Annotated in this window: 13 protein-coding genes; 1 reads left to right on the plus strand and 12 read right to left on the minus strand. The window is 40.1% G+C overall.

Annotated elements, in window-relative coordinates:
- Positions 1 to 4 precede the first annotated feature (4 nt).
- Positions 5 to 1,096 (minus strand): M15 family metallopeptidase, encoded by a 1,092-nt coding sequence (locus G610_RS22445; RefSeq protein ID WP_196809864.1) that lies wholly within the window; start codon positions 1,094 to 1,096, stop codon positions 5 to 7.
- A 203-nt stretch (positions 1,097 to 1,299) separates the two neighbouring features.
- On the opposite strand from G610_RS22445, the gene aroC reads away from it, so the two are divergent.
- Positions 1,300 to 2,400, plus strand: coding sequence for a chorismate synthase (gene aroC, locus G610_RS0116755; protein WP_026525687.1), 1,101 nt, complete (start codon positions 1,300 to 1,302; stop codon positions 2,398 to 2,400).
- Positions 2,401 to 2,485: 85 nt separating this feature from the next.
- On the opposite strand, the gene G610_RS0116760 is transcribed toward aroC, so the two are convergent.
- The 11 genes from G610_RS0116760 to G610_RS0116810 form a co-directional block, all read right to left on the minus strand.
- Positions 2,486 to 3,553: a lactonase family protein gene (locus tag G610_RS0116760; RefSeq protein WP_026525688.1), complete on the minus strand. Its 1,068-nt coding sequence runs from the start codon at positions 3,551 to 3,553 to the stop codon at positions 2,486 to 2,488.
- A gap of 96 nt (positions 3,554 to 3,649) precedes the next feature.
- A complete protein-coding gene (locus tag G610_RS22450; RefSeq protein ID WP_051198084.1) occupies positions 3,650 to 4,732 on the minus strand; it encodes a class II aldolase/adducin family protein in 1,083 nt (360 codons plus the stop codon).
- 6 nt (positions 4,733 to 4,738) lie between these two features.
- Complete coding sequence (locus G610_RS0116770) at positions 4,739 to 6,010, minus strand: glutamate-5-semialdehyde dehydrogenase (protein WP_035797866.1); 1,272 nt, start codon at positions 6,008 to 6,010, stop codon at positions 4,739 to 4,741.
- Positions 6,003 to 8,336, minus strand: coding sequence for a 5-formyltetrahydrofolate cyclo-ligase (locus tag G610_RS21450; RefSeq protein ID WP_081667573.1), 2,334 nt, complete (start codon positions 8,334 to 8,336; stop codon positions 6,003 to 6,005). Before G610_RS21450 ends, G610_RS0116770 begins: the two co-directional genes overlap by 8 nt.
- Positions 8,333 to 9,574 (minus strand): aminoacetone oxidase family FAD-binding enzyme, encoded by a 1,242-nt coding sequence (locus tag G610_RS0116780; protein WP_026525690.1) that lies wholly within the window; start codon positions 9,572 to 9,574, stop codon positions 8,333 to 8,335. The genes G610_RS21450 and G610_RS0116780 overlap by 4 nt, the downstream gene beginning before the upstream one ends.
- Positions 9,575 to 9,639: 65 nt before the next feature.
- The gene (locus G610_RS0116785; RefSeq protein ID WP_026525691.1) at positions 9,640 to 11,256 is read right to left on the minus strand and encodes a hypothetical protein; all 1,617 of its coding nucleotides are present in this window, start codon (positions 11,254 to 11,256) and stop codon (positions 9,640 to 9,642) included.
- A 22-nt stretch (positions 11,257 to 11,278) separates the two neighbouring features.
- Positions 11,279 to 11,782 (minus strand): rRNA maturation RNase YbeY, encoded by a 504-nt coding sequence (gene ybeY, locus G610_RS0116790; RefSeq protein ID WP_026525692.1) that lies wholly within the window; start codon positions 11,780 to 11,782, stop codon positions 11,279 to 11,281.
- Positions 11,766 to 13,043, minus strand: a complete 1,278-nt coding sequence (locus tag G610_RS0116795; RefSeq protein ID WP_026525693.1) for a hypothetical protein — start codon at positions 13,041 to 13,043, stop codon at positions 11,766 to 11,768. Before G610_RS0116795 ends, ybeY begins: the two co-directional genes overlap by 17 nt.
- A 5-nt stretch (positions 13,044 to 13,048) precedes the next feature.
- Positions 13,049 to 14,077: a PhoH family protein gene (locus G610_RS0116800; protein WP_026525694.1), complete on the minus strand. Its 1,029-nt coding sequence runs from the start codon at positions 14,075 to 14,077 to the stop codon at positions 13,049 to 13,051.
- A complete protein-coding gene (gene rlmH / locus G610_RS0116805; RefSeq protein ID WP_026525695.1) occupies positions 14,074 to 14,553 on the minus strand; it encodes a 23S rRNA (pseudouridine(1915)-N(3))-methyltransferase RlmH in 480 nt (159 codons plus the stop codon). Before rlmH ends, G610_RS0116800 begins: the two co-directional genes overlap by 4 nt.
- Complete coding sequence (locus G610_RS0116810; RefSeq protein ID WP_026525696.1) at positions 14,553 to 15,041, minus strand: hypothetical protein; 489 nt, start codon at positions 15,039 to 15,041, stop codon at positions 14,553 to 14,555. Before G610_RS0116810 ends, rlmH begins: the two co-directional genes overlap by 1 nt.
- Positions 15,042 to 15,044 lie beyond the last annotated feature (3 nt).

Here is a 15,044-nt window from a genome sequence, read left to right on the forward strand (position 1 = left end):
AACTTTAGTCATACAAGTAATTATCCCAAAATTCCTCAAGACAGAGATTCTCATCATGCATTATAGTCGCAGCAGCAGTTCCCACATATCTGAAATGCCACGGCTCATACTCGATACTTGTGATATTCTCCTTGCCCTGAAGATATCTTACTACAAAACCGTATTTATAGCTATTATTTGCAAGCCATTGTCCCTCAGGTGTATCACCAAAGCCCTCATCAAGCTCGTAATAATCACCTGTAACGATATCAAAAGCAAGACCTATCTGATGTTCTGATGAACCGGGTACTGTAACTGCCTGAGATGACATATTGTAGGCATCCATATAGGAAAGTCCGGCTTTCATGTAGTAATTGATCTTCCTGTCAAACAGTCCTTCCTGTCTCTCACTGTCACGATAAGGTGAACAGATAACAAGTCTGATTCCGTCATCAGAAGCAGCCTTGAGCATAGCCTTCAAAGGAGCTATAACTCTCTCATCACATTTCATCGTAGAATTGATATCCCCAAGAGGGAATGTGTAATCCTCAGGAATCGGATGCTGCTTATTTACCAAAATAAGCTTCCAGTCATCTGCACTGAATTCATTGTCCTCAGAATCATCGATCTCCTCGATGTTCTCTTCCTCGATATCATCAAAATCAATATCTTCGGAACTAATCTGTGCATCTGTAGCCTCTTCATACTCAGAAGCCACTGCGTCAGGGCTTGTCATAATAGAAGGATCAACCTCCACAAGCTCTGCCAACTCCGCATCAGATTCTCCCTCGCTCACAGCAAGTGTATCAGATGTGTAATAATTCTCGCTTTCATTTTCTGTTTCATTAAAATCCGAAACAAAGCTTATATTCAAAGCTATCGCTTCAGGATAAGTAAAACTACTGCTTGCCACAAAGAAAAACAAAACGCTGGCAAGACAGCTGAATCTTTTTGCATTATGCGCAAAGTAAAGTCCCAGATCATAAACTGTCAGGACAACCATTGCATAAGCCATGCCGATGAACTTTAATCTCTTATGCTTAATGCTAAAAGAACGGACCCTGTCTATGACCTTATCCCGAAAGGTCGGTCCCATCTGTAAGTTTCTAGCTCGCACCTCTTTAACCTCATAGAAAATAATATACATAGTTATTATAACTCGTTGAAATAAAATAACAACAAAAAAATTAAGAAATAATTAAGAAATGATTGCAGCGAAATTATATTTATTCATTTTTGTCATATTTTTAGCCTTTTGTTGTAAACATAGATGAATTATGTAAAAATATAAAGAAAAATTTTATTTGACAGGAGCAGATAATGGCAGGATCAAGCTTTGGTAAAAACATTACAGTAACTACTTTTGGTGAATCTCATGGTGTCGCTCTGGGAGCTATTCTTGACGGATTTCCTGCAGGCGTCGAGATAAGCACAGATGATATTCAAAAGCTTTTAGACAGAAGAAAACCCGGCACATCTTCTGTTACAACTCCCAGAAAAGAAAACGATGAGGTTGAGATTTTATCAGGAATTTTTGAGGGTAAGACAACAGGAACTCCTATCGCCATGGTTGTAAGAAATACCTCACAGAGATCATCTGACTACAGTGAGATAGCTTCCTATTACAGACCGGGACATGCAGATTACTGCTTTGATCAGAAATACGGCTTTAGAGATTACAGAGGCGGCGGAAGATCTTCAGGCAGAGAGACAATCGGGCGCGTTGCTGCCGGTGCCATCTGCGAGAAACTCCTCTCTCAAATGGGCATAACCGTAATGGCGTATACAAAATCAATCGGTGATGTGGAGATAAATCCTGCGAAATTCAGCGAGGAACAGATTTATAAATCAGTTACTGCAATGCCTGATGCCGATGCTGATGTGGCTGCAGTTAAGCTCATTGAGAAATGCAGAGAAGAAGGCGACTCTATAGGCGGTGTTATTGAGATTCTTATTAAGGGAATGCCTGCCGGAATCGGCGAACCTGTATTTGATAAGCTTGATGCCCTTCTCTCCCACGCACTTATGAGCATTGGTGCATTCAAAGCTGTGGAAATAGGTGATGGCACACTGGTATCAAAGTTAAAAGGTTCTGAGAATAACGATGCTTTTTGTATTAACGGCTCAGATATAGGCAAAAGCACAAATCACAGTGGCGGAATCCTTGGCGGAATGAGTGATGGCAGCGACATCATTATCAGAGCCCATGTAAAACCCACTCCCAGCATTTCAAGGGATCAGAAAACCGTGAATAACTCAGGTTCTGAGATTGATATCAATATAAAAGGCCGCCATGATCCTGTAGTGGTTCCAAGGGCGGTTGTCGTGGCAGAGTCAATGTGTGCTATTACAATACTCGATCTTCTCATAGAGAATATGCATTCAAAAGCAGACTCAATTATAAATTTTTACAAAAGCTGATTTGATTCATTAAATAAGTATAAAAAAATGAGGTCATCCTTTAGATTTGCTAAAGAATGACCTCTTTATTTTCTTTTAATAATCTTTAAAGCTTGTGGAATACAATACAGTTAGGTCTGTCTACTAAGAGCTCAGGACCGTTCATTACAAGAGTGTTCTTGTCAAAGTCAACCTTGAAGAAGGTCATTGTATTGGATTCCTGATTAAGCGATACAAGATGTCTGTTATCAGGGAAAAGGCTCACATCCTTAGGATATGCTCCTGAAACAGGAAGCTCGATCTTCTTGGTAAGAAGTCCTGTTTCCTTATCTACACTGTAGATAATTGCATTGTTCTCTCCGGCGACAGAGCTTACAAGATAATTGTAATCATCAGAGAACTTAAGCGCACTGCTGGCAACACCGATAGTATCCTGCTCTTCAGAATTCTGTACGGACTGAAGCTCTTCAAATGAAGGTAATCCGTTCTGTTCTTTATATGAATAAATATTTATACTGCACTGCTGCTCGAAAACAACATACAGGAATCTGCCATCCTTAGAGAACTGCATGTGTCTGGGTGAAGACTCCTGATCGCAGTGGATGACATCGATATCAGATATCTTACCGTTCTCTGTATCAAATCTGTAAACATTTACTCTGTCCATTCCAAGGTCAGCAGCAAGAAGATATTTATTATCCTTTGTTACTTTAAGACACTGAACATGAGGGGTATGATTCCTTCCTGCGATTGTTCCAAGACCTTTATGGAATTTCTCATCTGTAATCTCACCGATACTTCCGTCATCATTGAGTCTTAAGATTGTTACTTTACCATCATGATAACCTGCGCAAACCAGGAATTTATCATTCTGATCCATGTTAATATAGCAGCCACGCATACCATTAATGGATGCCTTGTTAAGAATAGTAAGGCTGCCGTCTGCTTCAATGTGATATGCTTCAACACCTGCATCCGTGATGGAATACAAAGTCTTGCGATCATGAGAAAGGGCAATATAAGAAGAATTGGTAATATTAACCTTCTCTTTTTCGGTCATTCGACCTTTTTCCAAATCCACGTCATAAATACGGATTCCATAGCTGTCCTTGGATCCTGACGTATAGCTGGCAACATATGCAACATATGAATCTTTTTTAGTACTTTTTGCCATATATCTCACCTCATAGGTTAAAATTTATAACAATATTCTAGCATATATCTGATTTTCATAAAATAGAATTGTATATTAAATTCTACAATTTCTCGCTTATTTTTCTATATTTGCAAGCATACTGTAATTTTTTCTGTAATTACTATTCATCTTTGCACAGTCAAAATAAGAAAGGAATCTTCCTACGCCAAATCTTGTAACGGCAACATGGGCGATACAGCCCTTATCAAGTACTATCGCGCAGGCTCTTGCCTCATCTTCATTAGCGCCAAGACAGTATGCACCGTCATTATATCCAAAGACCACATTTACCTTTTTCTTGATCTGGAGCTTCTGTGAAGGTGATGTGGGAATTCTGACGCCCGTTCCGATTATCTGTGCAAAATCATCCAATAGCGGCTTCATATGATTGGCTCTTCTTGAAAGAGTCATCACAGCCTCCGACTTATTATGGAAAATGTAGTGTATATCAGGCCTCTTTGCGTAAATAGCCTTGTGAATGATCTTTACTCTCTCTGGAGTATCCTTATCAATATATTTAATTTCGCCGTCTTCAATATAGCTGCTGTAGCCATCCTCAATTCCAAATTCGATCTCTGTTCTGCAAATATTGAAAATGTAATTCTTAGAAGCCTTCTCTAATTTAAAAGCTTCATTTATGGCATCATCCGGAGTCCTTCCAAAACTCAGAGCTCCGTGGTTTGACATTATAAGGCTCTTAGCATCTGTATTTTTTTGGATAGCTGTGTATACATTGTCTGCAAGCTTCTTTGTACCCGGAAGTGCATAATCAGCAACAGGGAAAATTATCTTTTTCTCCTTATGTTCAGCCTTCAGCTTACTTTTTCCAAGTGCCCCCACGCAGGTTGCATAGGTCTGATGTGTATGAATGATAAATTCCGCATCAGTTCTTGCTTTATAAACAGCTGAATGTACCATGTACTCACTTGATGGCTTGTACTCTCCTTCAAAGCTTCCATCTTTAATACTAACTATTGGAAGCATTTCCGGAGTAAGATTTTCATATTTGATTCCGCTGGGCGTAATAAGATAATGGTCATCATCGATCCTTGCACTTATATTGCCCCAGGTTCTTACTATGAGCTTTTGCTCTAAAAGTGTAAGGGCCACATCGATGATGTCCTCATGAAGCTTACTTATTTCCTCTTTTGTTTTCATTTACGATTATGGTCTTATCTGACCGTCTCCTATAATTTCATATTTGTAAGATGTGAGCTCCCTAAGGCCCATAGGTCCTCTTGCATGGAGCTTCTGAGTGCTGATTCCTATTTCAGCCCCAAAGCCAAACTGGAAGCCGTCGGTGAATCTGGTGGATACGTTCACATAAACGCAGGCAGCATCAACACCTTTAAGGAATTTATCAGCATTTTCCTTATTCTCTGTGATTATGCTCTCAGAGTGGCCGGTATTATATCTGTTAATGTGAGCAATTGCTTCATCAACGCTCTTAACAGTTTTTACAGATAAAATATAATCAAGATACTCCGTACCAAAATCAGCCTCTGTTGCCTTCTCGGCACCTGGAAGAAGGATTATGGATGACTCATCCGCTCTAAGCTCAACCTTATTCTCCTTCATAGCTTCGCTAAGTCTTGGCAGGAATTTATCCTTTATATTTTCATGAACAACCAGTGACTCTGCAGCATTGCAGACACCTATTCTCTGAGTCTTGGCATTAATTATGATGGGAATAGCCTTATCGATATCTGCATACTCATCGATGTAAATATGGCAGTTACCGCTTCCTGTCTCAATTACAGGGATCTTGCTATTCTCACATACCATTCTGATAAGTCCTGCGCCGCCTCTGGGGATAATAACGTCAATATATTCCCTCATGGTCAAAAGCTCATTAACAGCGCTTCTGTCTGTAAAAGGAAGGAGCTGCACAAAATCAGGATTAAAGCCGCTTCTGTCTATTACTCTTCTAATTACCTCAGTAATTGCCTTATTTGAATTTATGGCATCGGAACCGCCCTTTAATATAACAACATTGCCCGCCTTGAAGGTAAGTGCAAAGGCATCTGCCGTAACATTAGGTCTTGATTCATAGATTATGCCGATAACACCAAGGGGCACGCTGACCTTTTTGATATTAAGGCCGTTTTCCAGTGTCCACTCAGAGAGCTTCTCTCCTATAGGATCGGGAAGCTCAGCTACCTGCTTAAGGCCCTCCGCCATGTCCTTTATCCTGGCTTCATTCAGCATAAGTCTGTCAAGAAGACCTTCATGCATGTTGTTATTTCTGCCATTTTCCGTATCGATATTGTTCGCAGCTATTATCTCTTCTGAAGAAGCTACAAGCTCGTCAGCCACATCGCACAGGACCTTATTCTTCTGTTCTGTAGATAGCTTTATAAGCTCATATTTGGCATCGAAAGCTCTCTTTCCGATAGTTTTTATCTCTGTCTTGATTTCTGAAGCATTTTCACTCATTTTTAATTTCCCCACTGTTGGTGATGATGGCACTTACTGGGATGTCCATACTATTCATGTATGGCGTAAGATCATCATCTGTCACTTGAAAATCGTATCCAATTGCTTTGCTCTCTATCATACCATCATGGCTACCATTAAAAAAGCGAATTATATATCTGTCATAGAATCCGGCGCCATAGCCGATGCGATTTCCCTTTTTATCAAAAACAAGTCCCGGAAGAACGATAAAGGTCTTTCTGCCGGTAAAATCATATACTCTGTCATCTGACAAATTCACAGGTTCAGATATGCCATAAGAGCCTTCTTCAAAATCATAGAGACTGTCTACTCTGAAAAACTCCATAAGGTGCTTTCTTCTGTCGAGAATTCTTGGACAATACACCTTTTTACCAAGATATAAGGCATGCTCGATTATTCTGTGGGTATCTGCTTCAACATCGGTGCTGCAAAAAATAAGAATGTCCTCTGCATTTTTAAAGGAATCTGAGCTTGTCAGATTATGAAAAATGGCATCATCATATTTTTCTTTTTCAGCTATAGAGAGCTTATTTCTCCTCTCAATCATCTTCCTTCTAAGAAGGAATTTTGCGCTGTGATAATGAGTTCCGATGCGCTCTGCAACCTTCATTCCATCCATGGCAGCTGAAGTTATACCACCTGCATAGCCTGCACCTTCTCCGCAGGGGTAAAGACCATTTATGCCAATAGCTTCAAGGTCTTCATCTCTGTTAATCCTTACAGGGGATGAGGTTCTGGTCTCAACGCCAAGGAATAAAGCTTCATCATCATCAAAACCCTTTATCATCCTGCCAAAGTGCTCCATACCTTCAACAATAGCGCTGTTTATGTTCTCAGGAAGAATCCTGTGGACAGGAGCAAATACATAATCCCCCTTAACGCAGGGCGTATTTCTGTCTGCCTTCGCATGCTTTTTTATTGATGCAAGAACATCATCATCGTCTTTTAAGGCTTTTGTACCTTTCTTAAAATCATCAAAATATTCAACAGGAATTTTGCCATTTCCTGTAGCAAAAGCTTTTTCCTCCAGCCTTTTCTGGAATTCCATACCGGCAAGAACGTCACTGCTACCAAAATCCTTGGTATCAACAGTTACAACTATGGCACTGTTGGCATTTTTACTGTCGCGTCCTGAATAACTCATTCCGTTTACTACAAGTCTGCCTTCCTCGGAAGAAGCATTAACCACATATCCGCCGGGACACATGCAAAATGAATATACGCCATATCCGGAAGAGCACTGTGCTGTTACCTTATAGGGTGTTGGCGGAAGACTTACAGGCTCATCTATACCGTATTGAGATTTATTTATGATGCTCTGTCTGTGCTCAACTCTAAGTCCCACAGCAAAGGCCTTCTGCTCCATGGTAATACCCTTTTTATGAAGCATCGTAAAGGTGTCTCTTGCACTGTGACCTATGGCAAGAACCACGATATCTGAGTAAAACTCCCTGCCATCCTCGCATCTTACGCCGCAGATCTTTTTATCATATTTAAGGCTCCCCTTCCTTGAAGGAACATCCTCAAACAAAAGCTCTGTAGCCTTTGTTTCAAAGAAATATTCACCACCAAGGCTGATGATCCTTTTTCTCATATTCTTAACAACTTTGGTAAGGACATCTGTTCCGATATGAGGCTTAGCATCATAAAGAATATCCTCGGATGCTCCATTTTCCACAAAAATCTCAAGGCATCTATAACCCTTTCCATCCTTATCCTTAACCATGGTGTTAAGCTTGCCGTCAGAAAAAGTACCGGCACCACCCTCACCAAACTGCACGTTACACTTGGTATTTAGTATGCCTGTTTCCCAGAACTCATTTACAACCTTAACTCTCTCATCAACGTCCATTCCTCTCTCAAGGACAATGGGGCTATATCCAGCCTTAGCAAGTTCATAAGCGCAAAAAAGTCCCGCAGGACCGGAACCTATAATGATAGGCTTCTGAGGAGTTACATTTCTCATTAAAGACTCATCAGCTTTGCGCTCATCAGGGAATTTATAACGTTTCTCATTTACCGTCTGAGCATTCTTACAGCCTGATCTCTTCAGAATTTTCTCTTCATTAAGACCGTCCCTAAGGCAAACATTTACAGAATAAATATCCAAAATCTCAGGCTTTTTCCTTGCATCTATGGAATGCTTATGAATGGTCAGATTCTTAATGTCTGATGGCTGTACCTGAAGAAGCTTAGCAGACTTCTTGATAAGATTACTCTTAAGCTTAAGAAGCCTCTCCTTTTTATCCTGGGGAAGCTTTTCAAAACCATTATTTGGAAATTTAATGTTACTGATTCTAATCATAGACAGCTTGCAGCCTCTCCTGCTATATAACCACTACTCCATGCCCACTGAAGATTGTAGCCGCCGCATCTGCCGTCAACATCACAAAGTTCGCCGACCACATAAACACCGGGCATTTTATTGTACATTAGCTCATCGCTCAGATCTCCAAGGCTTATTCCGCCCCTTGTAACCTGAGCTTTTTTATAATCACTGACACCACTAATCTCAATGCGGACATCCCTGTAAGTATTAAGGATGCACTTAAGCATATTGGCACCAACATTTTTGGCTTTCATACTTCCTGAAAGCTTCATACGTCTGAGGATCATCTCATTGATATTTGAATTGCAAAATCCGGATAACAGATCTTCTAATCGTCTGTCTCCAGGAAGATTTAGCATCTTATCAATCAGCTGTTCAAACTGATCATTGTCATAGTATGGAAAGAAATTGATTGTTGCTGTCACAGGTCTGTTCTTTGACAGATGCTGTGCAACAAGGCCGGAAGCCTGCATTACAGGTATTCCGGAAATTCCATTGGAAGTAATCTGAACCTCTCCATATTCAGATGCAAAAACACCGTCCCCTATCATGAAAGAAACTGTCGCATAGGCTCTGACGCCGCTCTTTTCAGGAAGAGTCTCATCCTCTGATAAAAGAGGAACAAGAGAAGGATATGTATCTTTAACCTTCATTCCCAGCTGCTCGCAAATATAATATCCATCCCCTGTGGCGCCACAGCTCTTAGGTCCTGCCAGGCCGCCGGTAGCAAGGATTACTCTGTCAGCCTCATATTCATTCTTTGATGTCATAACCTTAAAACAAGGGGTATTATCTGAACTTGTAGGAATTATCTTTTTTAGCTGTTCATTATAGACAAAGGTCACACCGAGCCTTTCACATTCTTTTACAAGAACATTAACAACAGATGTGGCCTGGCCTGTTATTGGATATAGATATCCATCCTCGTTATCAATTATCAGTCCAAGAGAAGTGAAAAACTCAACGGTCTGCTGTACACCAAACCTACCCAGCCACTTTTTCATCCTGCCCTTGGAATCCTCATTAAAAGCATCGGCAGACATCTCAAAGTTTGAAAGATTACATCTGCCGTTACCTGTCATGGACAGCTTTTTACCACAGCTGTCCGTTTTTTCAATTATAGTTACCTGCGCACCTTCTCTGGCTGCAGCTATGGCAGCGCATAGACCTGCAGCACCGCCTCCGGCTACAAGAATTCTTCTTGCTGATGTCATATACGTCTCCATTCTTCAAAGTCAGCTGATTCTCTGGTTCCTGGCAGCAAGCCATATATAAAATTTTATCTACTCTCTAATTTGTCATAGATAAGTGCAAACTGATCGCCAAATGGCATACGTTCTATCTCATATCTGTTTACGCTTCTTAATACAATCAGCATTACCATATAAAGTAAATATGATAAAACAAGCGCTATTACCAGTGTCAGAGCCTCACCGATGACATTAACAAGAAGTCTGTCGATGGCAAGGGTCAGAATACCTGATATTCCTGCTGCAAGCAGCGGCTTGAAAATAGGTCTTAAAAACTCCTGCTTATAATCCAGCATCATTCTGATCTCGAAAAATCCAAGCACTGTCTCAAGGATTATCATCGCAGCAAATGCAGCTATAGATGCATGTATACCAAAGCTGAAGGCTGCGGACATAACTATTAGTATTGCTATATGAGCAGCGATTCCGATAACAGAATTAAAAAGCACAAGTAGTCTGTTCTTAAGCTGAACAAGCAAAAATGTCTGGAACAGAAGAAATACACCCGGAATAGCCAGTGGTGCTGTTATAGCAATGATATTAACAGCAGAGTGATTAGTTTTTCCAAATAAAAGTGCCGTAAAGGTACCTGCAAGAACCATGAACCAAATTGTCACAGGAAATACAAGCATTGCTTCAAAATGAACAAGATTCTGAATCTTCGCCCTTGCCATCTTATAATCCTTTTTCATGATGCTGATAAAGATACTAAACCAGGACTTTGAAAAAGGTACGGTACAGATAAATATAATAAATACCGTAATAGCTATTACCTGTCCGATATAGATGCCCCAGTTACTGATATTGTTTTCACTTGGATGAACGCTGTTAGCCACCATAAGATAAACACACTCATCCATGAAGAGAAGAAATCCGCCCTGAGCGAAAACAACACACAAAGGAATAAGCTCTCCAAGGAATCTCTGTTGTCCGGGATCCTTGATGGGAGCGCTGTTTTCAGCAAGTGCATGAAGTCTTCCCCTGTGAATAAGCACCATAATTACGATGAACAAAAAGCTGACAAAGCAGCTCACTGTAATACCGAGGGCTGCTCCGATTGCGCCATAAGCAGATGCAATGTCATCTACGTGCATAAGCGCATTGACCTTAAGTCCGTACTTATATCCGATTCCCGAAAAAATAATAGATAAAACAAAGGTAATAACAACGAGTATCAGATTAGAGAAAACTGAAACCGCAGAAAATCCTGCTCCGCAAAGATATCCTCTTAAAACACCCTGAACACTCATAAATAAAAGTATCGGGGCAATTGTAAATAATACAAAAAAGCTTCTTGATGAATGAAATACCATCAGAGCGAATACTCTGGAAAAAGCAGCACATAAAAGCGCAAGTACAAGTCCGCAAATAAAGCTTATAAGCATAAGCCTCTTAACGTTATCACCTGCAATCTTCATCTGCTGTCTGTGAAGATGACTCTTTACCATCTCTTTGGTAACAGATTCAAATGCAATTATGAGAACTCCATATCCCATAAGAAACATGGCAATAGGAGCCGACATAAAGCCCGCTCCTTCAGGTCCCGTAATCTTGTAATAAACAACGCACAGAACCATCATCATACATATAGATAAAAATCCGGATGCCAGAACGACATCAGGTCTTATTTTCATACTTTTTTCCATGACTCCACCCGAAAATAATGCCTCAATCTCTGGTTATAGAAAGGGCCTCCAAAACTTTTTCCTGCTTCTCTTCCATTACCTTTGCTTCATCCTCCTCCATGTGATCATAGCCACATAAATGAAGCATGGAATGAGCTACGAGGAAGGCAAACTCCCTCTTTTCGCTGTGTCCAAACTCAGCAGCCTGCTCTCTGACTCTGTTCTCATTTATCACAATATCCCCAAGAACGATAAGTCCGCTGTCCGGATCTGTTATGTCAACTTCCTGCTCGCCAAGTGCAGTTTCAAAATCCCCAGGCTGCTCATAGCTTATATTGGGAAAAGAAAGAACATCCGTAGGAGCATCTATCCCGCGGAAATCCCTGTTCATCTCTTTTATTCCTTCATCATCAGTAATAAGAAGGCTCAGCTGTACATCGAAGGGACAGTTCTCCTTCTTAAGAGCCATTTCTGCCACTGATTTTGCAACTTCTTCAATATCAAAATCAAACTTTGCATCTGTTTCATTTTCAACGAAGAAAATCATAATAAAGCTTCTCCTTCTTCATAAGAGCCTTCATGTGGTCAAGCTCATAAAGAGAAATATTGTAGTTATAAAGCTCCTTGTTATTCATCTTATGAGCAAATACCTTCTCTATGAGTTCATCATAATTGATCTTGGCATTTTTATCCTTACCGAAAAGATAAGTGATGGATGCAATGACCGTCTCACTCATATATATAACAGCAGCTTCCTTTGAAAGCTGTTTGCTCCTGTCATTTACAATATATTCCTCAAGATACTCCATGGCTTCCTCGGGGAAATTGTTCTCAATATAAAAATGCTTAACCTCATCCCAGGTCTTAGAGCCATCGATTACTCCGATATTGTAATAATAAGACATGGTCTTAACGGCTCTGGCATTTAAGTTAAGATCAAGAGCTATTCTCTCAGCCAGGTACGCAATATGAATAGCATTAAAATATGCATCCTTATCGGTTTCCTTAAGCTGAACCAAAAGCGGATATTCCGTATCGTTGATATCCATGTATCTGTCGTTACTTTTTCTGATTACATATACTCCGAACAGATTCAGAAGAACCATGATCAAAATAATTGATATCAGAAGGTTAACAACAGGTACAACCAGCATTGCTATGCTAAGTGTTCTGTTCTGAAACATAATATCGTAAGCTACGATAAGAACCATCAGCAAAGTCATTGAGATAAAAACCGGGACTCCGATTTTGGTTGTCTCATTAAGATCGCGAAGCAGCGTAAGAATAACCGCTCCCGCTATAAAGTAAATAAAGAACTCTGCGTAATTGCCTTCTTTTTCCAGAAGAACCGAAAACATAACAAGGAAGGATCCTGAAAAAAGTCCGATCTCGTTGGTTGAGAAAAGACCAAGCAATAAAAATACGAACATATAGGGCCATGTTTCAATTGCTATCATCGGAAGAAACATAGCTAAAATCAGTGATACATAATACGAGATAACAAATCTGTTTCTCTTTTGTCCGTTATCATATGCAAAAAGGCCTCTGGTACTGGCATCCACAAGCATATATACTAAAATGCCACCGCAGAGAAAACCCGTAACTCCGTTTCTGATGATGGCTTCCACCTTAAGACCATACAGATATGAAAACAGTGTCACCATTATTCCTGTTACGAAAAATATAGATGCAAATATTACTTTTATAGGTCCTTCACTTATGTCAAAAACTGCTTCTAATACTTTGTTTTCCTTAATCTCTTTTACTTCTTTTGTTTCTGTTATTTCTTTTGTTTCATTGTCTCTCATAAGAATTAGTGTCTTTCCCGTTTCTTTATAGCTGATATCCTTGAATCATTCTTTTTGCCCTTTTCAAAGTCCTCGTAGGCCTTAACAATCTTCTGAACCAGAGGATGTCTTACGACGTCGCGGCTGGTCAAATTGCAGAATGAGATATCATCTATTTTTTTGAGGACTGCCTGCGCCACATCAAGTCCTGATTTGGTATCGGATGGAAGATCCTTCTGGGTAGCATCACCGGTGATGATGACCTTGGAACCAAAACCTATTCTTGTCAAAAACATCTTCATCTGGGCAGGTGTGGTATTCTGTGCTTCATCAAGAATAATGAAAGCATTATCAAGAGTACGTCCTCTCATATATGCAAGAGGCGCAACCTCAATAAGTCCCTTCTCCATATTCTTAACAAAATTATCAGCGCCCATAATCTGATAAAGAGCATCATATAAAGGCCGAAGGTATGGATCTACCTTACTCTGAAGGTCTCCCGGCAAAAATCCAAGCTTCTCACCGGCTTCTATCGCAGGTCTTGTAAGAATAATTCTCTCAACCTCACCCTTCTGAAAAGCTGTAATTGCCATAGCCATGCCAAGATAGGTCTTACCTGTTCCGGCAGGACCAAGTCCGAATACTATCATATTTTTTCTGATAGCATCCACATATTTCTTCTGACCTAAGGTCTTTGGCTTAATAGGCTTTCCACTGATTGTGTGGCAAATGACATCAGCATCTATCTGACTAAGTACGCTCCCCTGTGCATTCTCCTCATCCTCTGAAGGATCCTCGGAGAGCTGAATAGCATAATTAACGCTCTGCTCTTCAATATCATTATTGGAATCAGATAAGCCCGCAAGCTCCTTTATTATACCATAGGCCTTGCTTACATCCTTATCCTTACCGATAATGTGAAGCTCACCGCTTCTATCTATAATTTCAACACCGAGATTATCTTCTATCTTACGTATATATTTATCATGCTGTCCGAAAATGCTCTGCATTTCTTCAATGCTGAGCAAAATCTTCTTTTCAGTAATATTACTCATTTATGATAGGGTTCTCCATTTATGATTCTGTATGAACGATATATCTGTTCAAGTAAAATGACTCTCATCATCTGATGAGGAAATGTCATATCGGAAAAACTGATTTTCCCATTTGCAGCCCGTAACACTTCATCGGAAAGACCAAGAGATCCTCCTATAATGAACTGTATTTTGCTGTACCCGGATGTGGCTTTACTATCAATTGCCTCTGACAAAGCCACCGATGAAAACTTCTTTCCATCTATTGCAAGCGCATAAACAAAAGCCTTGGAGTCTATGGCCTTTAACAGCCGCTCACCTTCCTTCGCCTTGATCTGATTCTCAATGGCTTCGGGGGCATTATCGGGAGTTTTCTCATCCTGAACCTCGATAATATTAAGCTTACAATATCTGCCAAGTCTTTTTGAATATTCGCTTATTGCATCATTCCAATATTTTTCTTTTATTCTGCCAACGCATAAAATATCAATGCTTATCAAGTCTCATCTCCGTAAACCTGTGTATAATATTCATCAACAAAACTATCAAGCATATCTTCATTAAGGTTCATATACTGTCTTCTGATGCGATTCTTAATATACTCACATCTCTTAAAGTACATGGTACCTTCACCTGAAAATACTGACTCATCCTCACCTACACTGGCGATATCCTCTTCGATAACTTCCTTTGAAAGCTCGCTCTCGCACCAGTCTCTGATCTGTCTGAGCACATTATCTTCTTCTTTTGCTTTCACACTGAAAATCTTATAGGTCCTAACAGACAAAATACCCATGACGAAAAAGAGCACAAACAGTGCTCCCATAACGCCACAGGATAAATATCTGTTAAACATGGGCATATTCATAGGGTTCATCATAAAAAATATGATGTCCCCTACAAATCCCAAACCACCTACTATTATCAGCATCCAGCCGGTTGAATGATTCTCTTTTGCCTTATCACTGCTACTCTGATAAACCATAGT

The organism is Butyrivibrio sp. MB2005, from assembly GCF_000424285.1.
Classification (GTDB): Bacteria; Bacillota; Clostridia; order Lachnospirales; family Lachnospiraceae; genus Butyrivibrio.

What these genes read in the sequence shown, in the direction of transcription:
- aroC (WP_026525687.1), top strand. Translation starts at nt 1,300, where the DNA reads ATGGCAGGATCAAGCTTTGGTAAAAACATTACAGTAACTACTTTTGGT.
- G610_RS0116795 (WP_026525693.1), bottom strand. Translation starts at nt 13,043, where the DNA reads ATGAGAGACAATGAAACAAAAGAAATAACAGAAACAAAAGAAGTAAAA.
- G610_RS22450 (WP_051198084.1), bottom strand. Translation starts at nt 4,732, where the DNA reads ATGAAAACAAAAGAGGAAATAAGTAAGCTTCATGAGGACATCATCGAT.
- G610_RS21450 (WP_081667573.1), bottom strand. Translation starts at nt 8,336, where the DNA reads ATGATTAGAATCAGTAACATTAAATTTCCAAATAATGGTTTTGAAAAG.
- G610_RS0116780 (WP_026525690.1), bottom strand. Translation starts at nt 9,574, where the DNA reads ATGACATCAGCAAGAAGAATTCTTGTAGCCGGAGGCGGTGCTGCAGGT.
- G610_RS0116800 (WP_026525694.1), bottom strand. Translation starts at nt 14,077, where the DNA reads ATGAGTAATATTACTGAAAAGAAGATTTTGCTCAGCATTGAAGAAATG.
- G610_RS0116770 (WP_035797866.1), bottom strand. Translation starts at nt 6,010, where the DNA reads ATGAGTGAAAATGCTTCAGAAATCAAGACAGAGATAAAAACTATCGGA.
- G610_RS0116810 (WP_026525696.1), bottom strand. Translation starts at nt 15,041, where the DNA reads ATGGTTTATCAGAGTAGCAGTGATAAGGCAAAAGAGAATCATTCAACC.
- ybeY (WP_026525692.1), bottom strand. Translation starts at nt 11,782, where the DNA reads ATGATTTTCTTCGTTGAAAATGAAACAGATGCAAAGTTTGATTTTGAT.
- G610_RS0116760 (WP_026525688.1), bottom strand. Translation starts at nt 3,553, where the DNA reads ATGGCAAAAAGTACTAAAAAAGATTCATATGTTGCATATGTTGCCAGC.
- G610_RS0116785 (WP_026525691.1), bottom strand. Translation starts at nt 11,256, where the DNA reads ATGGAAAAAAGTATGAAAATAAGACCTGATGTCGTTCTGGCATCCGGA.